This is a genomic window from Aquicoccus porphyridii (assembly GCF_008369105.1).
GTDB lineage: Bacteria > Pseudomonadota > Alphaproteobacteria > Rhodobacterales > Rhodobacteraceae > Aquicoccus > Aquicoccus porphyridii.
This window is the reverse complement of the sequence record NZ_VINQ01000002.1, coordinates 377103-396319: the sequence shown is the minus strand read 5'-3', so window position 1 is coordinate 396319 and position 19217 is coordinate 377103. Positions and strand designations below refer to the sequence as shown.

The following is a 19217-nucleotide window of genomic DNA, read 5'->3' as shown; positions in this document are numbered from 1 at the left end:
CCGTTCGTGCATCTTGCGGCATTTTCGATGAGCTGATGATGGCCGAGCGGGATTTGCGGCCATTTGGCTTGTGGATGTGAAGGTGCATTCCGCTGCACTTAGATTGCAGATCCAGACCCCCAATCGCCCTGGCTATTCGGGCGAGTTGGTCCGATTCGACCTGTTGCGTGATGGGCGACGGCAGGCAGCGGGGCATCCTGAAGATGCACCCTGCCGGTCTCCACCGTGGCGCTCGAGCATGAGTTGGGCAAGGACGCGGTCTGAACGCGCCGGGTTCATAAAGGCCCAATGCATGCAGCCCGCGGACCCGCTCCGTTCATAGGGGCGTATCATCGCCGTGGCAGCCGGTGTTGCCGACCATGCGTTTGGCAGCGGAGAAACCCGCCGAACCAGTTTTTCCTCTTTTGAATCATCATATTAGAAAGAATGTCGCAAATGGGGGTTGTATGGTCGCAATTTGTGCGTGAAGCTTGCGCTGCGTATTGGGCAGCACTCTGGCGCCTTGTGTCGGAGCCGAGCCACGATCGGCTTGGCTCAGACCCGCGCAGAGCTTGGACCTGATCACATCGCCTCCCGCGGCGCGATCACGCTGGCCGCGGCGAACATCGAAGTGGGCAAAGAAATCAGTGCAGCCTTTCGAGGCTCGCGCAGTGATATTGCGCGACCGGCGAGCATTCGTATCGCCGGTGCCCGGACAGTCTGGAACGGAGACAAAAATGAGCGACACGATGGCCGAGAACGCCGAGTTGACCATGACCGATCAGGTTTACAGCGATGATCCGCTGGCCGATCGCGAGACCGACCATTACCGCAAGGAATATGTCAGGACCTTCGTCGACAAGTGGGACGAGTTGATTGACTGGGCTGGCCGCGCCGAGAGCGAGGGCCAGTTCTTCATCGACATCCTGCGCGCCCGGGGCAAGAAAACCGTGCTCGACGTCGCCTGCGGCACCGGATTTCACTCGGTCCGGCTGACCGAGGCGGGTTTTGACGTGACCGCCGCCGACGGGGCGGCCTCGATGGTGGCCAAGGCCTTTGAAAACGGCCGGAAACGCGGGCTGATCCTCAAGACCGCGCAGGCCGACTGGCGCTGGCTCAACAGCGCCATCAACGGCAAGTACGACGCGATCGTATGCTTGGGCAACTCGTTCACCCATCTGCACAAGGAATCCGAACGCCGCCGCGCGCTGGCCGAGTTCTATGCCGCACTCAAGCATGACGGGCTGCTGATCCTGGATCAGCGCAACTATGACGCCATGCTCGACCGGGGCTATTCGACCAAGCACAAGTACTACTACTGCGGCGAGCAGGTGACCGCCGAACCCGACCACGTAGACGAGGGGCTGTGCCGGATGCGCTATTCCTTCCCCGACGGGTCGGAATACACGCTCAACATGTGCCCGATCCGCAAGAACTACATGCGCCGCCTGCTCTCCGAGGCCGGGTTCGAGCGGGTGCGCACCTATGGCGATTTTCAGGATACCTATGCCGAGGACGACCCGGATTTCTTTATCCACGTGGCCGAGAAATCGGCGATGCACCTGGTGCGCTGGGGCACCGCCACCGATGACGGCAAGCAGGATATCCGCGACATCACCGAGGATTACTATGACAGCGATGACGCGGACACGTTCTATTCCACGATCTGGGGTGGCGAGGACCTGCATATCGGTCGTTATGCCGAGACGCCCGACATCCGCACCGCCTCGGACCGTACCATCGAGTCGATGATCGACCGGCTCCCGCCGCTGGATGCCTCGGCCCGGGTGCTGGACATGGGTTCGGGCTATGGCGGCGCCATGCGCACGCTGGTGCGCAAGACCGGCTGCGAGGCGGTCTGTCTCAACATTTCCGAAACCCAGAACGAGTACAACCTGGGCAAGATCCGCGCCGCCAAGCTGACTGGCAAGATCGCGGTGCGCCACGGCGTGTTCGAGGATGTGCCCGAAGCCGACGCCAGTTGCGACGTGGTCTGGAGCCAGGACGCTTTCCTGCATTCCGATCAGCGCGCCAAGGTCCTGGCCGAGGCGTGGCGCGTGCTCAAGCCCGGCGGGCACCTGATCTTCACCGACCCGATGCAGGCCGATGATGCCGACCCCGCGGTGCTGCAACCGGTCTATGACCGCCTGCAACTCAACGACCTGGGTTCGCCCCGGTTCTACCGCGAGGCGGCCGAGGCGATCGGTTTCGAGACGGTGGAACAGGAGGAGGCCGTCAGCGACCTGCGCACGCACTATGCCCGTGTCCGTGAGGAATTGCTGGCCAACTACGCGAAACTGCGCGAAGCCGGGGCCTCGGCGGAGTATCTCGACAAGATGGCCGTGGGGCTGGAGAACTGGGTGAAGGCGGCCGATGAGGGCCATCTCGCCTGGGGGGTCCAGCACTTCCGCAAGCCGGCGTGATGTGCCGCGCCGGGGCGCCGCCGCGCGCCCCGGCCCTTGCCCCACCGTTCCGTCCCCACAATTGGAGAGTACTGCATGACCGGACCCTATCCCGATCCTCCTGCCTTTGTGTCCTTCGAGCTGTTCCCGCCCAAGACCGACGCTGGTGAAACGACGCTGGCACGCGCCGTCGATCAGATGGCCAGTGCCGATCCGGCCTATTTCTCGGTGACCTACGGCGCGGGCGGCAGCACCCGCGACCGCACCGCCCGGGTGGTGGATATGGTCGGGAGCCGCACCGGGCGCCCGGTGGCCCATCACCTGACCTGCGTGGGCGCAAGCCGGGGCGAGGTCGACCGGCTGGCCCGGGGTCTGCACGACAAGGGGATCACGCGCATCGTGGCGCTGCGCGGCGACCTGCCCGAGGGGCAGCGCCTTGCCCCCGATGGTTATGGCGACGCCGCCGAGCTGGTGGCCGGGCTGCGCCGGGTGGCGGATTTCGACATCTCGGTGGCGGCCTATCCCGAGGTCCATCCCGAGGCCGCCAGTGCCATGGCCGACCTGGACCACCTCAAGCGCAAGCTGGATGCGGGCGCGGCACGGGCGATCACGCAATTCACCTTCGACACGGACGTGATCCTGCGTTTCGTCGAGCGGGCCCGCGCGGCGGGCATCACCGCGCCGATCGTGCCGGGGATCATGCCGGTGGCCAATTTCGCGGGACTGAAGCGGTTCTCGGCGATGTGCGGTGCGACGGTGCCGGACTGGCTGGCGCGGATGTTCGAGGGGCTGGACGACGCGCCCGAGACCCGCGCCATGGTCGCCACAAGCGTCGCCACGGAACAATGCCGCCTTCTGATGGAGGCGGGGCTGTCCGAGTTCCATTTCTATACGCTCAATCGGCCCGAGGTGAGCCTGGCAGTCTGCCGCGCGCTCGGGATCACGCCGGCGGTGCCGGCCGAGAGCGCCGCCTGAGGAGAATCGAGATGACAGATTCCAACATCGTCGCCCATGCCGCCCGCCGCATCCTGGTGCTGGATGGTGCCATGGGCACCATGATCCAGCAGCACAAGCCGGGCGAGGACGTCTATCGCGGGGAACGATTCGCCGACTGGAAAAGCGACGTGGGCGGCAACAGCGAGTTGCTGAGCCTGACCCAGCCCGAGATGATCCGCGACATTCACACCGCCTTTCTCGAGGCAGATGCGGATATCCTGTGCACCAACACCTTCGGCGCCAACGCGATCAGCCAGGCCGATTACGGCATGGAAAGCCTGGTGACCGAGATGAACGCCGAAAGCGTGCGCCTTGCCCGCGAGGCGGCCGAGGCCATGTCCACACCCGAGCGCCCGCGCTGGGTTGCCGGGGGCATCGGCCCGACCAACCAGACCGCCAGCCTCAGCCCGGACGTGAACGATCCCGGCTATCGCGCCGTCACTTTCGACGACCTGGCACACGCCTATGGCGAGGCCGCGCGCGCCCTGGTCAAGGCCGGGGTCGATGTGCTGCTGGTCGAGACGATCTTTGACACGCTCAACGCCAAGGCCGCGCTCTTTGCCATCGACAGCCTCAAGGACGAGGGGCTGGACGTGCCGCCGCTGATGATCTCGGGCACCATCACCGACCGGTCCGGGCGCACGCTGACGGGCCAGACGCCCGAGGCGTTCTGGGTCTCGATGAGCCATGCGCGGCCCTTTTCTGTGGGGCTCAACTGTGCCCTTGGCGCGGGCGAGATGCGCCAGCATGTGCGCACCCTCTCGGAGGTCGCCGACACGCGCATCAGCGCCTATCCCAACGCGGGCCTGCCCAACGAGATGGGCGGTTATGACGAGACGCCCGAGGAAACGGCCGCACATCTGGGCGAATGGGCCGATGCGGGGCTGGTGAACATCGTTGGCGGTTGCTGCGGCACCACGCCCGATCACATCCGCGCCATCGCCGAGGCCGTCGCCGGCAAGGCCCCGCGCGCGGTGCCCGAAACGGTGCGGCGGATGCGCCTGTCGGGGCTGGAGATGTTCGAGGCCCCCGGCGTCAGCAAGGAGGATGCAGCATGAGCGGTGTTGCCAATTTCATCAATATCGGCGAGCGCACGAACATCACCGGTTCGGCCCGGTTCAAGAAGCTGATCATGGAGGGCGACTATGCCACCGCGCTCGACGTGGCGCGCAGCCAGGTCGAGAACGGCGCCCAGATCATCGACGTGAACATGGACGAGGGCCTGCTCGATTCGAAACAGGCGATGGTCACCTTCCTCAACCTGATCGCCTCGGAGCCCGACATCAGCCGGGTGCCGGTGATGCTCGACAGTTCCAAGTTCGAGGTGATCGAGGCCGGGCTGAAATGCGTCCAGGGCCGCGCGGTGGTCAACTCGATCTCGCTCAAGGAGGGCGAGGCGGCGTTCCTTGAACAGGCCCGCACGATCCGCCGCTACGGAGCGGCCGTGGTGGTCATGGCGTTTGACGAGAACGGCCAGGCCGAGACCGCGCAGCACAAATACGAGATCTGCCGCCGCTGCTATGACCTGCTGACACAGAAGGCGGATTTCCAGCCCTGGGACATCATCTTTGACCCCAACATCTTTGCCGTGGCGACGGGGATCGAGGACCATAACGATTACGCCAACGCCTTTTTCGAGGCGATCAAGCTGATCAAGGCGGACATGCCCGACACCCATATCTCGGGCGGGCTATCGAATGTCTCTTTCAGCTTCCGTGGCAACAACGCGGTGCGCGAGGCGATGCACTCGGCCTTTCTCTATCACGCGATCCCGCTGGGGATGAACATGGCCATCGTCAACGCGGGCCAGATCACCGTCTATGACGACATTCCCGAGGAGTTGCGCGAGCGGGTCGAGGACGTGCTGTTCAACCGTCGCGACGACGCGACCGAGCGGCTGCTCGAGATCGCGGACAAGTACAAGGGCACGGGCGAGGCGTCGAAGAAGGAAGATCCGAAGTGGCGCGAGGCCCCGGTCGAAAAACGGCTGGAACACGCGCTTGTCCACGGGATCACCGATTTCGTGGTCGAAGACACCGAGGAATGCCGCCTGCGCGCCGAGAAGCCGCTTCATGTGATCGAAGGGCCGCTGATGGACGGCATGAACGTGGTGGGCGATCTCTTTGGCGACGGCAAGATGTTCCTGCCGCAGGTGGTGAAATCGGCCCGCGTGATGAAGACCGCCGTGGCCCATCTGCTGCCCTACATGGAAGAGGAAAAGCGCCTGCAGGGGGACACCTCGGCCAAGGGCAAGGTGCTGATGGCCACGGTCAAGGGCGATGTGCACGACATCGGCAAGAACATCGTGGGCGTCGTGCTGCAATGCAACAACTACGACGTGGTGGACATGGGCGTGATGGTCCCGACCGAGGACATCATCGCCAAGGCCAGGGAAGAGAAGGTCGATATCATCGGGCTGTCCGGCCTCATCACCCCCTCGCTCGACCGTATGGTCGAGGTGGCGGGAGAGATGACCCGGCAGGGGCTGGACCTGCCGCTGCTGATCGGCGGCGCGACCACCTCGAAGAAGCACACCGCCCTCAAGATCGCGCCGGAGTATGAGCACGGCGTGATCCATGTGGACGATGCCTCGAAGGCCGTGGGCGTGGTGTCCAAGCTGCTGTCGAAAACGGCGGCGCCAGCATACCTTGCCGAGATCGCGGAAGGCCAGGAGAAGATGCGCGCGGGCGACGATCGCACCGGCGACCGACCTACCGCGCCGCTGGTGCAGGCGCGGGCGAATGCCTTTGACGGCGGCTGGGACAGCTATAGCCCCCCCGCGCCGCAGACCCCGGGCCTGACCGTGATCGACGATATCGACGTGGCCGCGCTGCGCGACTACATCGACTGGACGCCGTTCTTTTCAACCTGGGAAATGAGGGGCAACTTCCCTGCCATTCTCGACGATCCCGACAGGGGCGAGACGGCGCGCGAACTTTTCGACAATGCGCAGGCGATGCTCGACCGGATCGAGACCGAAGGCTGGTTCACCCCGCGCGGTGTGGTCGGGCTCTGGCCCGCCAACAGCCGGGGCGACGACATCCTTGTCTGGACGGACGAGACGCGCGGCACGCTGCGCGCGCGGATGCCGCAATTGCGCCAGCAGCGCAACAAGACCCGCGACACCGCGCAGATGTGCCTGGCCGATTTCATCGCGCCCGAAGGCACGCCGGACTGGGTGGGCGGTTTTGCCGTTACCACCGGGCCACAGGTGCACGACATTGCCGACCGGCTGAAGGCCGAGGGCAATGACTATGACTCGATCATGGTGCAGGCGCTGGGCGACCGGTTGGCCGAGGCCTTTGCCGAAGCGCTGCACACCCGCGTGCGCCGCAGCCTCTGGGGCTATGCCCCGGACGAGGGGCTCGACAACACGGCGCTGATCCGCGAGCAGTACCGCGGCATCCGCCCGGCGCCGGGCTATCCCGCCTGCCCTGATCACACCGAGAAGCGCACGCTTTTCGACCTGCTGGATGCGCCCGCGCATACCGGCCTCACCCTGACGGACTCGTTTGCGATGTGGCCCGCCTCCGCGGTGTCGGGCCTCTACTTCTCGCACCCCGAGGCGCGCTATTTCGGGATCGGCCGGATCGGACCGGACCAGGTCTCGGATTATGCCGCGCGCAAGGGGATGGAGGTCGCCGAGGTCGAAGCCTGGCTGGCCCCCAGCCTGGCCTATCGGCCCGACAAGTCACAGGCGGATCGCAAGATCGCCTGACCACCGCAAGTTCACTTGCCAATAGCAACCCACCCCACAGCAGTGGAGAAAGGAACGAGATGAGCAACAAGACCTGGCTGTTTACCAGTGAATCGGTGTCCGAGGGACATCCCGACAAGGTTTGCGACCGGATTTCGGACGCCATTCTGGACGCCTACCTGGCCGCCGACCCGCAGTCGCGCGTGGCCTGCGAGACGCTGGCGACCACCGATCACCTGACCATCGCCGGCGAGGTGCGCGGCCCGGAAAGCGTGCTCAAGGATGTCGAGCAGATCGCCCGCGATGCGATCCGCGACATCGGCTATGACCAGCCCGGGTTCTCCTGGCGCAATGCCGAGATCGTCTGCCGCCTGCACGCCCAGTCCTCTGACATCGCGCAGGGCGTCGACGAGGGTGACAAGGGCGAGGAAGGCGCCGGCGATCAGGGCATCATGTTCGGCTATGCCTGCAACGAAACTGCCGAGCTGATGCCCGCGCCGATCCAGTTCGCGCATCGCATCCTGCGCCACATGGCCGAGGACCGGAAGTCCGGCAAGCAGCCGAATTTCGGCCCCGACGCCAAGAGCCAGGTGACCCTGAAATACGCGAACGGCAGGCCCGTGGGCCTGGATACGGTCGTCGTCTCGACCCAGCACGCCGAGGGCCTGAGCCAGGCCGAGGTGCGCGAGATGGTCAGGCCCTACATCACCGATGTCTTCAAGGATGAAGGCTGGGATCTGCCGGCCGACGACAAGCTGATCGTGAACCCCACCGGCAACTTCGTCATCGGCGGCCCCGACGGTGACGCCGGGCTGACCGGGCGCAAGATCATCGTGGACACCTATGGCGGCGCGGCGCCCCACGGCGGCGGCGCCTTTTCGGGCAAGGACCCGACCAAGGTCGACCGGTCCGCGGCCTATGTCGCGCGCTATCTCGCCAAGAACGTGGTGGCCGCGGGCCTTGCCGACAAATGCCAGATCCAGCTTGCCTATGCCATCGGCGTGCCGGAACCGGTGGCGCTTTATGTCGACACGCTGGGCACCGGGCAGGTTTCGGAAGAAGACCTGTCGCGCCGTCTGCGCGAGATGGTCCGCCTGACACCGCGCGGCATCCGCGATCACCTGCAACTCCTGCGGCCCATCTATACCCGCAGCGCGGCCTACGGTCACTTCGGACGGCATCCCGACGACGACGGCGGCTTCTCATGGGAGAAAACCGACCTCGCCGAAGAGCTGGCGCGCAGCTTCGGCGCCACCGTGGCCGCCCAGTAACCCAAACGGAATTCGAGGAACGACACCATGAACAAACCAGAAAACATCACGGCCGCGGACTATGTTGTCCGCGACATCTCTCTGGCCGAATTCGGCCGCAAGGAACTCGATATCGCCGAAACCGAAATGCCGGGCCTGATGGCGCTGCGGGAGGAATATGGCGAGGCAAAGCCGCTCAAGGGCGCGCGCATCGTCGGGTCGCTGCACATGACGATCCAGACCGCCGTTCTGATCGAGACGCTGAACGCGCTTGGCGCCGATGTGCGCTGGGCCTCGTGCAACGTGTTCTCCACGCAGGACCACGCCGCCGCCGCGATCGCCGCGGGCGGGACGCCGGTCTTTGCGATCAAGGGGCAGTCGCTGGAGGAGCATTGGGATTACCTCGACCGGTCGTTCCTGTTCGAGGACGGCCCGAACATGATCCTCGATGATGGCGGTGACGCCACGCTCTATGTTCTGCTCGGCGCCCGCGCCGAGGCCGGCGAGGACATCATCCCGGTTCCGACATCCGAGGAAGAAGAAGTCATCAAGAAGCAGATCGCCAAGCGCATGGCGGAAAGCCCGGGCTGGTTCACCAGGACCCGCGACCAGATCATGGGTGTCTCCGAGGAAACCACCACCGGCGTCAACCGCCTCTACCAACTGGTGCGCGACGGCCAGCTGCCGTTCCCGGCGATCAACGTGAATGATAGCGTCACCAAGTCGAAATTCGACAACAAGTATGGCTGCAAGGAGAGCCTTGTGGACGGTATTCGCCGCGCGACCGATACGATGATGGCGGGCAAGGTGGCCGTGGTCTGTGGCTACGGCGACGTGGGCAAGGGCTCGGCCGCAAGCTTGCGTGGTGCCGGTGCGCGGGTGAAGGTGACCGAGGTTGATCCGATCTGTGCGCTTCAGGCGGCGATGGACGGGTTCGAGGTTGTCACGCTCGAAGACGTGGTGTCGAGCGCCGACATCTTCATCACCACCACCGGCAACAAGGACGTGATCCGCATCGAGCATATGCGCGAGATGAAGGACATGGCGATCGTCGGCAATATCGGCCATTTCGACAACGAGATCCAGGTCGCCGCTCTGAAGAACCACAAATGGACCAACATCAAGGACCAGGTGGACATGATCGAGATGTCGGGCGGCAACCGGATCATCCTTTTGTCCGAGGGGCGGCTTTTGAACCTCGGCAACGCGACCGGGCACCCGTCTTTCGTGATGTCGGCCAGCTTTACCAACCAGGTGCTGGCGCAGATCGAACTCTACAAGAACGGCGACCAGTACGAGAACAAGGTCTACATCCTGCCCAAGCATCTCGATGAAAAGGTCGCGCGGCTGCATCTCGACCGGATCGGCGTGCGGCTGAGCGAGTTGACGGACGAGCAGGCCAGCTACATCGGCGTGTCCTCCGAAGGTCCGTTCAAGCCCGAACATTACCGCTATTGAGGGAGGCCAGGATGAGCAAACGCACACCGCATATCGTGGGCCTGGGCAATGCCCTGGTCGATGTCGTCGCCGCCGTGCCGCCCGAGGTGGTCATCCGCCACGGGCTGACGCCGGGCGGGATGCACCTGATCGAGGCCGAGGCGGCCCATGCCCTGTTCGATGATGTCGGACCGGGCGTGCGCCAGTCCGGCGGCTCGGTCGCCAACACCATCGCGCACCTGGCCGAAACGCCGGTGCGGGGCACCTATATCGGCAAGGTTGCCGATGACGATCTTGGAGAGACCTTCCGCCAGGAGATGGTGGGGCTCGACCTGGCCGCGCCAGTCGCGGTCGCCCGGAACGACGATCACGGGACCGGGCGCTGCGTGGTCCTTGTCACCCCTGACGGGGAACGCACGATGAGCACCTACCTTGGCGCCGCGACCACGCTGATGCCGTTCGAGGCGCGCGCGGCGCTGCCGGAGGATTTCGACATCCTCTTCATCGAGGGCTATATCTGGGACGCGCCGCATGGCGCGGCGGTGATCGAAACGCTGGCCCAGGTGGCCAAGGCTGCCGGGGCCACCGTGGCGATGACGCCGTCGGATGCGGGGTGCGTGGAGCGAAACATCGGGGTGATGCGCAACACGGTCTCGCGCTATGTCGACGTCCTGATCGGTAATCATGCCGAGATCGGCGCGCTGGCAGGGTGCGACGGCGCCGAGGCGGCGCTGGACTGGGCCATGTCCAAGGTCGCCGTCGCCGCGGTCACCGAGCACGAGAAGGGCTCCTGGGTGGCCGATGCGGATGGCCGGCACCACGTGCCAGCGACACCCGTCGCGCAGGTGGTCGACACCACCGGCGCGGGCGACGCCTATGCCAGCGGCTTCCTCGCCGGGCTGGCCCAGGGGCTGCCGGTGGAGCGCGCCGGGGCCATGGGCGCGCGGCTGGCGGCCAGCGTGCTCGGTCATTACGGCGCGCGCGACGGCGCTGCGGCCCGCGCCATCGCCCTTCCGGCTGCCTGAGCCGAACCCGAGATCGGCCCGGAGCGCTACCGCCGCTCCGGGGGCGCAAGGTGGGTGTCGTGTTGTCGGGGTGCCGGGTCGGGGCACCGTCCCGCGTGGTTAACCGCGCTGCGCCGCGGCGAAATCCGGGGGGTGACTCGCGGCTGCGCCGCGGCTGCCGGGCGTACACCGCCGCATTGCAGCGAAATTAACCCGGGATTCAGTTAATGCACCGCGCGCCGGGGAGAGCGCCCCCGGCTTTGCCCGGCGTGAATGGTTGCTTTTCGGGTGGGCATTTCGGTCCGTCGCCGCGGGTGCCGCGCGGGGTGGTCCGGGTGGTGGAAATGCGCGAGACGGGACGGGGTCGGCCGCTTTTACGCTTCAATGCGGAAGAAGATGTCGCGTCGCGCATGGGTGGGTTTCCAGCTTTTGGCGTCAATCCCCAAGAATTGTAACCACAAACGGGTCACAAGGGATATTGACCCATATATGGTTACATGGGTAAAAGGACCTCATGGAAGGTAAACAGGGACGACGTTCAGGGGTGATCATGGGAGATCTCGTGCGGAGCGAGAGCTCGCTGCCTCTTGATCTGCTTCACGAGCGCTTCAACAAAGCGATTGATGACCAGAACATTGCACATGCAAACGCTTTTCTGTCACCGATGACAATCACGCTTGGAGATGAGTTCCAGGGTATTGCCCGGACTCTCGCCCAGGCCGCGATGATAGCGCGAGACTTACGGTTTCAATTGCTGGCTGATAAAATTGATTGCCGCTTTGTGGTCGGTCTGGTTGAAATCAAGACCCCGATCAATCCCGACAAAGCCTGGAACATGATGGGACCGGGGCTTGCAAAGGCACGAAACAAGCTGAACCAGAAAAAAGCGGACCAGTACTATCGTTTTTCGCTGCCAGAAGAGTCTGTCATGGAAGTGGTGCTTGACGCACTGGGTGCCGGTCTCAGCGCGATCGAACGTGGCTGGACAGATCAACAGCGCGAAGACATTTCGGGGCTCATGAGCGGATCGACTCCCGCCGAACTTGCTCGACGCCGAAATGTCTCGGTGCACAGCATCTACAAAGTGCGCGGCTCCGGAAGCTATGATGCTTATGCCATGCAATGGAACGCGATATCTGAGGCTCTCGCCTGGCTTGACAAGAAAGAAGGCCTGGGATGACGGATCTAATACATGGGATTGCTTATACAATCGTCGCGCTCGTGCTCCTCACCGGAATCGGCAACGTGGCCTGCCGCATGCTGTTCTCGGGTGCTGGCCTCAAAAGTGAGACATCGGATACCACGAGCGACGTTCAACCTGCCGGATGGATTATCGGTTGGCTTGAGCGCATCGTTCTGGCGGTTGGCATCCTGACCCAAAGTTGGGAAGTGCTCGCCGCTGTCATCGCGCTCAAGACAGTTGCCCGCTTCAAGGAACTAGACGACCAAAGATTTGCCGAATACTTCCTGGTTGGTTCGCTTTTCAGCCTTCTTTGGGCCGTGCTCACGACGGGCGCATGGATTGCCTATGATCAACATTTTGGGTCCAATATTCGATCACATATCGCGGGCATTATCGGAACCGTAGAGCAATCTACCAGCACCTGTAACGACATGTGTACGGTCCCTAACTCCGCAGAATTAAGAGCGCCGCATAACGGCGGGATTGATTGCGTGGGCCAGGCAATCTTCTGTGCTCCCGAGGCAATCGGAGAGCAACAGGACGAGCATCTGTCTACGGACTGAGTCCTTGCTCGATGGGATGCATGTTGGTTTCGTCGCCAAGCCAATAACGATCGTTTTGTTCCCTCGGCCGAAGCCGCCCCGTCGTGCCGGAGGCATGCCTCTGGCGTGACCGGGTGCTTTTGATAGGGCGCGCGTTATTTCGGCGGGGGATGACGTTGCGGGATAAATCGCGCTGCGCTGACGTGGTGAGCATCCAACCGCGGCCTTGTGTTGCCCTCTCAATTGGCGTCGGCCATCCGGTTCAATGCAACACGCGCTAGCGTGGCTTGTGGACATGGGCCGATTGCACGAGGCCGAAACCGGCCATCAGCACGATCATCGCCGAGCCGCCGTAGCTTACCAGTGGCAGGGGCACGCCGACGACCGGGATGAGGCCGGTCACCATCGCCATGTTGGCGGCGAAGTAGAGAAAGAAGGTGGCGGCGATTCCGAGGGTCAGGAGCGCGGCAAAGCGGTTGGGGTTCGACAGGGCCGAGACCACGCAGAAGAAGATGATCAGCGCGTAGAGACCCAAGAGCGAGATCGCGCCGATGAAGCCGAATTCCTCGGCCAGGGTGGTGAAGATGAAATCGGTATGTTTCTCGGGCAGGAAGTTGAGCTGGCTTTGAGTGCCCTGCATGAAGCCGCGCCCGGCCCAGCCGCCCGAGCCGAGCGCGATCTTGGACTGGGTGATGTGATAGCCCGCGCCGAGCGGATCGGCCGACGGGTCGAGAAAGGTGTCGATGCGGCGGAACTGGTAATTGTTGAGCAACTGCCAGTCGGTGCCGCGCGATTGCAGGACCGTCGTCACCATGCCCACACCCGCGGCGATCACGGCGGCGAAATAGGCCCAGTGGACCCCGGCGAGAAACATCATCGCGCCGCCCCCCGCGAGGAGCAGGATCGCGGTGCCAAGGTCGGGCTGGCCCAGCACCATGAGCGTGGGCAGGAGGATCATCGCCGCCGGCAGCGCGACCCAGAGCGGGTGCGAGACCTTGGAGAGCGGCAGCCAGTCGTAATAGGCGGCGAGCAGCATCACGAGGGTGATCTTCATCAGCTCCGAGGGTTGCAGCCGGATGAAGCCAAGGTCGATCCAGCGTTGTGCGCCCATGCCGATCTCGCCCATCACCGCGACGAGGGCGAGGAGCGCGACCGTGCCGAGATAGGCCACGAGCGCCACGTTGCGCCAGAAATAGAGCGGCATCATCGCGATGCCGAGCATCAGCACGAAGCCCGCGGCAAAGCGCTTCATCTGGGGTTCGGCCCAGGGCTGCAAGGTGCCGCCCGCGACCGAGTAGAGCATCAGGAACCCGATCGCGGCCACCGATGCGAGCAGCACCGCGATCGGCCAGTTGAGGTAGAACACCTTGCGCGGGCCGCTGGGCGTGTATTTGACGGTATGTTCGAGATAGCTCATGCGCGGGTCGGCCTGTCGTCACGGGCGGGCGGTCGCAGGTCGCGCAGCTTTTCCTGCTGGGAGCTGATGCGGGCGCGATCCTTGGCCGGGTAGGCCGAAAGCGGCGGGTCGTCCCCGTAGAGCGCCTGAAGGGTGATGTCGCGGGCGATGGGGGCCGCCGTGGCCGAGCCGCCGCCGCCATGTTCGACCACCACCGAGACGGCGATGCGGGGCAGGTCATGGGGGGCGAAGTTCACGAAGAGCGCGTGGTCGCGGCGGTTCCATGGCAGGTCTTCGTTGCGGGTGACGCCGGCGCGGCGTTCGGCCGGGGTGATGCGGCGCACCTGGCTGGTGCCGGTCTTGCCGGACATGCGGAATTCATCGGCGAGGATTCGCGAGGAAAAGGCGGTGCCGCGGTTGTTGTTGGAGACCGAGAACATGCCCCGGCGGATGGCCCGCAGGTTGTTCTCGTTGATATCGAGCGGTTCGCCGTGGCCGCTGGGCTGTTCGACGCCGTCGATCGACTTGATCAGACGCGGGGTGATGCGGCGCCCGGTGGCGATCCGGGCGGTCATCACCGCCAATTGCAGCGGCGAGGCCAGCACGAAGCCCTGACCGATCGCGGCGTTGACGCTGTCGCCGATGACCCAGTCGGCGCCGCGCGCGGCGCGTTTCCATTCGCGGGTCGGCACGAGGCCGGCATGCACGCCGGACATCGGGATGTCATAGCGTTGCCCGAGCCCGAGTTTGCGCGCCATGGCCGAGATGCGTTCGATCCCGGTCTTGAGAGCCAGTTCGTAGAAATAGACATCGCAGCTTTCGCGCAGGGCGGTGTGCAGGTTCATGTTGCCATGACCGGCGCGTTTCCAGCAGTGAAAGCGGTTGTCGGCCACTTCGATATAGCCGCGGCAGCGCACCGTTTCCTCGGGCGTGATGATCTCGGATTCGAGCGCGGCGAGGGCGACGACCATCTTGAAGGTCGAGCCGGGGGGATAGACGCCCTGCACCGATTTCGCGACCAGCGGGCGGTGATCGTTCTGCAAGAGGGCGTTGTAATTGGTGCTGGAGATGCCGTTGACAAAAAGGTTCGGATCGAAGGCGGGCGAAGAGCCGATGGCGAGCAGGTCGCCGGTTTCGGTGTCGATCACCACGGCGGCGGCGCTTTCCTCACCGAGCCGGGCCTGGACGTAGTTCTGCAGCATGTAATCGGTGGCGAGTTGCAGATCGGTGCCGGGCTGGCCTTCGCGGCGGTCGAGTTCGCGCATGACGCGCCCGGCGGCATTGACCTCGACCCGGCGGGTGCCGGCCTTGCCGCGCAGGCGGTCTTCTTCGCGGGCCTCGATGCCGGTCTTGCCGATCTGGAACCGTGGCATCAGCAAGAGCCGGTCGGGCGCGTCGATCCGTGCGAGATCGTAATCGGAGACCGGGCCGACATAGCCCACGACATGGGTGAAATCCGCGCCCAGCGGATAGGTCCGGCTGAGCCCGACTTCGGGGGTGACGCCGGGCAGGGCGGGGGCGTTGGCGGCGACGCGGCTGATCTCGTCCCAGGTGACGCGGTCGGCGACGGTGATGGGGGTGTCGCCGCGCCGGGTGCGCAGTTCCTCGAGCGCGGTGGCGATGTCTTCCGGCGCAAGGTCGATCAGCGCCCCGAGCCGGGCCAGCACGGAGTCGACGTCGCCTGCATCCTTGCGGGTCATGGTGATGCGATAGGCGGGCACGTTGCGTGCGACGATCCGGCCGGTGCGGTCGAAAATCTGGCCCCGGGTTGGCGGAATCAGCTCGATGTTGATGCGATTTTCCTCGGCGAGGAAGCGGTATTGCTCGGCCTCCTTGACCTGAAGATAATGCATCCGGAAGCCAAGCGTTCCCAGCACGCCGAGTTGCAGCCCGCCCAGCACGAGGCCGCGCCGGGTGATCCGGCGCTGGCTCTGGGCGGTTTCGCGTGAGGGGCGGCGCATTGCGTTGGACTCCTTATTGCCGCTGGCCGAGGGCGTTGACTTCGCCGAGCAGGGCCTTGCGCAGGCCAAAGCCGAAGCGGGTGAGCGCGACGATGAGTGGATAGCTGGCCAGCGTCGCAAGGAGCCGGATGAGCCAGAGCCCCGGCGAGGCTTCGGGGACGAGAAACAGGCCCAGAAGCAGCCGGTAGCCCAGCATGACGGCGACGATCACGGCGCTGACGCTGAGCCATTCTATGGTGAAGGGCATGTCCCGCAACCGTGGCGCGCGGGCGCGCAGGTTCTCGAAGGCGATGAGCGTGAGCGCGGCGTAAAGCCCGGGCGGGCGACCCAGCACGAGATCGGCCAGAAACAGCAGCCCGGCGACGATTGGCAAGGGCACGTATTCGGGGCGGCGCAGCACCCAGGCAAAGGCAAAGCCCATGATGAGGTCGGGCCCGGCCCAGAACCGGGGCACGGTGTTGAGCGGCAGCAGGCAGAACAGCAGCACCGTCAGCACGATGCTGGCAAAGAGGGCCCGCATGAGCCACAGCCGGGTGAGCGTGATCTCAGTCATCGCCACCCTCCGGTGCCTGATCGCCCTGGCCGAGTTCAAGCGGCGTATCGGGTGCGGGCAGGGCTTCTGGCAAGGCTTCGGGCAGGATGAGCCGGCCCGGATCGACGATGCGTTCCTGCCCGTGGTGGCGCAGCACCCGCAGGAATTCGAGCCGCTCGTAATCGGCCGCGAGCCGCACCCGCATCCGCCCGCCGGGGTCGATCGCCACCTCGCCCACCAGGAGCCCGGCGGGGAGCACCTCACCGTCGCCCGAGGTCACCACCCGGTCGCCGGGGCGCGCGATGTCGGGGCTTTCGAGAAAATCGAGCGCCGGGGCAAGGGTGTTGTCGCCCACCAGGAGCCCGTTCTGCCCCGAGGAGGGCACGGTGACGGGAACCCGGCTGCTCGGGTCGGTGAGAAGGATCACCCGCGAGGTGGAGCGCCCCACGCCGGAGATGCGCCCGACAAGGCCGAGCCCGTCCATCGCGGCCCAGCCATCGAGAATGCCGTCGCGCGAGCCGATATTGAGCACGACGGACTGGCGGAAGGGCGAGCCGGAATCGGCCATCACCACCCCGGTGATGAAGGTCAGGCGCGGGTCGAGCCGCACCTTGTTGAGATCGAGCAGGCGCGCGTTTTCCTGGGAAAGCTGCACCGCCGCCTCTTTCCATTTCTTCATCGTCTGCAATTCGCGTTTCAGTTCCTGGTTCTGGGCGTGCAGGGCCTGGTAGCTTTGGAAATCGCGCAGGAGGTTGATGCTGGCGGTGACCGGGACCATGGCCCATTCGAAGTTGGGCAGGACATGATCGACCACCTGCGCGCGGAATCGCTCGACGCGCGGCGAATCGATTCGCCAGAGCACGAAGACGGCGAGCAGGGCGATCACGACGATCGCCGCCAGCAACCGCTTGAGCGGGCCGGTGAAATCCTCGGTCTGGGTGCGGTCATGCATCATCGGGGGTTCTATATCATGGTGCGTTGCCGGGGTTGAGAGGGAAAAAGGTCACCTGTGCGTGCGGGAGGGCGGGGACGCGCATCCTCCCGGGCCGCGGGGCGAAACGTGCGGCGCGTCTTCGCGCAGACGGTATGGTGGCAGGGGCTGTCATGGGTGTGATGGGTCGCCTGTCGGGGGCGCCAAGGCGCGGCCATCGCCGTCCCAGTTTGCCCAGCCTGGAAACGCAAGAGGCCTGGCCGCGTCAAGTGATTTCAGATGTGTCGCCCATGCATCCAGGCGGCCGCTCAACCGTGCCCTGGCCTTGTCGGCATCCTCGTAACTGTAGCCATGCCCCTGAACCCCGAAACTCCAGAAGGGCGGCAGAACTTCGAACCCCAGGTAATGCAGCGAATACTGCAACGGCCAGAGCATGACCTCGGGATCGCCGCCGCGTGCGCCGGGACCGAAGGCGGCTTGCGGTGCGCCGCTCGTCACCGAGAGGAGCGCGCGTCGCCCCCGGAAATAGCCGGCATCATAGCGCATGCGGCTTGTGTAGAGGCCGCCGCTGAGAAAGACCCGGTCGAACCAGCCTTTCAGGATCGCCGGTGCACCATGCCACCAGAGAGGAAATTGCAGGATCAGCAGATCCGCGGCTTCCAGCGCATGGATTTCCCGTTCCACGTCGTCGGGGATGCGATCCGTTCGCCAGGCATGCCGCTGTTCCGCAAGCGCCGAGAAGGCGGTGGGATCGAGCCGGCACGGATAGTGCTGCCCCCGCTCGACGGGATCGAATTCGCTTTGGTAAAGGTCCGAGATCGTGACCGTGGCGCCTTCGTTTTCCAGTGTTTGCCTGGCTTGCGCGGTCAATGCCGCGTTGAACGACGCGGGGTTCGGGTGGGCGTGGATGATGTGACTCTGCATGGCTAACCTCCGTTGATGGTGAATTTATCCCTTCACAATTGGCGATAAAATGGACAAATTTGACGTCGGAGGTTTCAATTATGAACGAAAGCATGGCGTGGTCCGACTATTCGACCGTCCTTCTGATTGCTGAATCGGGGTCGCTGAGCGCCGCGGCGCGGGCATCGCGGGAAAGTCACCCCACGCTCATGCGTCGTCTGAATGCCATCGAGGGCCGCCTTGGTGTCCGCCTTTTCGAACGGTTCAGGCAGGGCTACCAGGCAACGGAGGCGGGCGAGGAGGTGCTGGCCACGGCGCGACGCATGCGCGTGCTCAGCCGCGAGACGGAACGCAGGCTCAGCGGGCGCGATCAGCGGCCCTTTGGTGTCGTTGTCCTGACGACGACCGATACGATTTTCGCGGGCCTCGTCGCCCCGGTTCTTCGTGCGTTCAGGGAGGCGTATCCCGATATCGAACTCGATATCCGACTGTCGAACGCGGTTCATGACCTGGCCCGGAGAGATGCCGATATTGCCTTGCGGCCAGCGTTGGAACCCGCGGGGTATCTCAAGGGACGCAAGCTCGGGGTCATCCGGCAGGCGCTTTACAGTTCGGCCGAATTCCTCGGGGTCGCGCGCGAGGAAATTCCGATAATCGGACCATCCGGCGCCATGCCTTACGATGCGCTGGATGTCTACATGCGTGAGGAGGGGCTGAACCGGCGTTGCGCCATGCGGCTCGACTCGCTCATGGCGATGCATGGCGCGGTGGCCAAGGGTGCCGGTGCGGCGGTGTTGCCGACCTATCTTTGTGAAACGCCGGATTTCACACGACATGGCGACAACATCGAAGCTCTCGAGACGCCGTTATGGCTTTTGGTGCATCCCGATCTGCAACGAACGGCGCGAGTCCGCGCAACGCTTGATTTCCTCGCGGATCAATCCGGAATCGGCAAACGTCTCGAGCGGGCCAAAACATAGCGCCTGTTTCACCTGCGTTGGTGT

General features: G+C 64.7%; 15 protein-coding genes. 10 read left to right on the top strand and 5 right to left on the bottom strand.

Annotated elements, in window-relative coordinates; all coding sequences use genetic code 11:
* Positions 1–716 precede the first annotated feature (716 nt).
* The 9 genes from FLO80_RS04945 (at position 717) to FLO80_RS04905 (ending at position 12511) form a co-directional block, all read left to right on the top strand.
* The gene (locus FLO80_RS04945) at positions 717–2402 is read left to right on the top strand and encodes a glycine/sarcosine N-methyltransferase (protein WP_111363342.1); all 1686 of its coding nucleotides are present in this window, start codon (positions 717–719) and stop codon (positions 2400–2402) included.
* Between the two features lie 75 nt (positions 2403–2477).
* Positions 2478–3356 (top strand): methylenetetrahydrofolate reductase [NAD(P)H], encoded by an 879-nt coding sequence (metF, locus tag FLO80_RS04940; protein ID WP_111363344.1) that lies wholly within the window; start codon positions 2478–2480, stop codon positions 3354–3356.
* A gap of 11 nt (positions 3357–3367) precedes the next feature.
* Positions 3368–4435: a homocysteine S-methyltransferase family protein gene (locus FLO80_RS24405; RefSeq protein ID WP_111363346.1), complete on the top strand. Its 1068-nt coding sequence runs from the start codon at positions 3368–3370 to the stop codon at positions 4433–4435.
* The gene (gene metH, locus FLO80_RS04930; RefSeq protein ID WP_111363348.1) at positions 4432–7095 is read left to right on the top strand and encodes a methionine synthase; all 2664 of its coding nucleotides are present in this window, start codon (positions 4432–4434) and stop codon (positions 7093–7095) included. Before FLO80_RS24405 ends, metH begins: the two co-directional genes overlap by 4 nt.
* A 59-nt stretch (positions 7096–7154) precedes the next feature.
* The gene (gene metK / locus FLO80_RS04925; protein WP_111363350.1) at positions 7155–8345 is read left to right on the top strand and encodes a methionine adenosyltransferase; all 1191 of its coding nucleotides are present in this window, start codon (positions 7155–7157) and stop codon (positions 8343–8345) included.
* Positions 8346–8372: 27 nt separating this feature from the next.
* Positions 8373–9782: an adenosylhomocysteinase gene (gene ahcY, locus FLO80_RS04920; RefSeq protein WP_111363352.1), complete on the top strand. Its 1410-nt coding sequence runs from the start codon at positions 8373–8375 to the stop codon at positions 9780–9782.
* Between the two features lie 11 nt (positions 9783–9793).
* Positions 9794–10786, top strand: a complete 993-nt coding sequence (locus FLO80_RS04915) for an adenosine kinase (protein WP_111363354.1) — start codon at positions 9794–9796, stop codon at positions 10784–10786.
* Between the two features lie 493 nt (positions 10787–11279).
* Positions 11280–11945, top strand: coding sequence for a SatD family protein (locus FLO80_RS04910; RefSeq protein WP_223145451.1), 666 nt, complete (start codon positions 11280–11282; stop codon positions 11943–11945).
* Entirely contained in the window at positions 11942–12511 is a 570-nt protein-coding gene (locus FLO80_RS04905; RefSeq protein WP_188078214.1) for a hypothetical protein, read from the top strand. The genes FLO80_RS04910 and FLO80_RS04905 overlap by 4 nt, the downstream gene beginning before the upstream one ends.
* A gap of 256 nt (positions 12512–12767) precedes the next feature.
* On the opposite strand, the gene rodA is transcribed toward FLO80_RS04905, so the two are convergent.
* The 5 genes from rodA to FLO80_RS04880 all read right to left on the bottom strand — a co-directional run bounded on the left by rodA (position 12768) and on the right by FLO80_RS04880 (position 18234).
* On the bottom strand, positions 12768–13907 hold the full coding sequence (gene rodA, locus FLO80_RS04900; RefSeq protein ID WP_111363360.1) for a rod shape-determining protein RodA: 1140 nt from the start codon (positions 13905–13907) through the stop codon (positions 12768–12770).
* A complete protein-coding gene (gene mrdA, locus FLO80_RS04895) occupies positions 13904–15847 on the bottom strand; it encodes a penicillin-binding protein 2 (RefSeq protein ID WP_111363362.1) in 1944 nt (647 codons plus the stop codon). Before mrdA ends, rodA begins: the two co-directional genes overlap by 4 nt.
* Before the next feature lie 13 nt (positions 15848–15860).
* Positions 15861–16400, bottom strand: coding sequence for a rod shape-determining protein MreD (locus tag FLO80_RS04890; protein ID WP_111363364.1), 540 nt, complete (start codon positions 16398–16400; stop codon positions 15861–15863).
* Positions 16393–17334 carry a rod shape-determining protein MreC gene (mreC, locus tag FLO80_RS04885; protein ID WP_111363366.1) on the bottom strand — a complete coding sequence of 314 codons (942 nt, stop codon included), beginning with the start codon at positions 17332–17334 and terminating at the stop codon, positions 16393–16395. Before mreC ends, FLO80_RS04890 begins: the two co-directional genes overlap by 8 nt.
* Before the next feature lie 147 nt (positions 17335–17481).
* The gene (locus FLO80_RS04880; RefSeq protein WP_111363368.1) at positions 17482–18234 is read right to left on the bottom strand and encodes an NAD(P)H-dependent oxidoreductase; all 753 of its coding nucleotides are present in this window, start codon (positions 18232–18234) and stop codon (positions 17482–17484) included.
* Between the two features lie 80 nt (positions 18235–18314).
* On the opposite strand from FLO80_RS04880, the gene FLO80_RS04875 reads away from it, so the two are divergent.
* Positions 18315–19193 (top strand): LysR family transcriptional regulator, encoded by an 879-nt coding sequence (locus FLO80_RS04875; protein ID WP_111363370.1) that lies wholly within the window; start codon positions 18315–18317, stop codon positions 19191–19193.
* Positions 19194–19217 lie beyond the last annotated feature (24 nt).

Coding starts and splice junctions, on each gene's coding strand:
- FLO80_RS04945 (WP_111363342.1), top strand. CDS start 717: ATGAGCGACACGATGGCCGAGAACGCCGAGTTGACCATGACCGATCAG.
- metF (WP_111363344.1), top strand. CDS start 2,478: ATGACCGGACCCTATCCCGATCCTCCTGCCTTTGTGTCCTTCGAGCTG.
- FLO80_RS24405 (WP_111363346.1), top strand. CDS start 3,368: ATGACAGATTCCAACATCGTCGCCCATGCCGCCCGCCGCATCCTGGTG.
- metH (WP_111363348.1), top strand. CDS start 4,432: ATGAGCGGTGTTGCCAATTTCATCAATATCGGCGAGCGCACGAACATC.
- metK (WP_111363350.1), top strand. CDS start 7,155: ATGAGCAACAAGACCTGGCTGTTTACCAGTGAATCGGTGTCCGAGGGA.
- ahcY (WP_111363352.1), top strand. CDS start 8,373: ATGAACAAACCAGAAAACATCACGGCCGCGGACTATGTTGTCCGCGAC.
- FLO80_RS04915 (WP_111363354.1), top strand. CDS start 9,794: ATGAGCAAACGCACACCGCATATCGTGGGCCTGGGCAATGCCCTGGTC.
- FLO80_RS04910 (WP_223145451.1), top strand. CDS start 11,280: ATGGAAGGTAAACAGGGACGACGTTCAGGGGTGATCATGGGAGATCTC.
- FLO80_RS04905 (WP_188078214.1), top strand. CDS start 11,942: ATGACGGATCTAATACATGGGATTGCTTATACAATCGTCGCGCTCGTG.
- rodA (WP_111363360.1), bottom strand. CDS start 13,907: ATGAGCTATCTCGAACATACCGTCAAATACACGCCCAGCGGCCCGCGC.
- mrdA (WP_111363362.1), bottom strand. CDS start 15,847: ATGCGCCGCCCCTCACGCGAAACCGCCCAGAGCCAGCGCCGGATCACC.
- FLO80_RS04890 (WP_111363364.1), bottom strand. CDS start 16,400: ATGACTGAGATCACGCTCACCCGGCTGTGGCTCATGCGGGCCCTCTTT.
- mreC (WP_111363366.1), bottom strand. CDS start 17,334: ATGATGCATGACCGCACCCAGACCGAGGATTTCACCGGCCCGCTCAAG.
- FLO80_RS04880 (WP_111363368.1), bottom strand. CDS start 18,234: ATGCAGAGTCACATCATCCACGCCCACCCGAACCCCGCGTCGTTCAAC.
- FLO80_RS04875 (WP_111363370.1), top strand. CDS start 18,315: ATGAACGAAAGCATGGCGTGGTCCGACTATTCGACCGTCCTTCTGATT.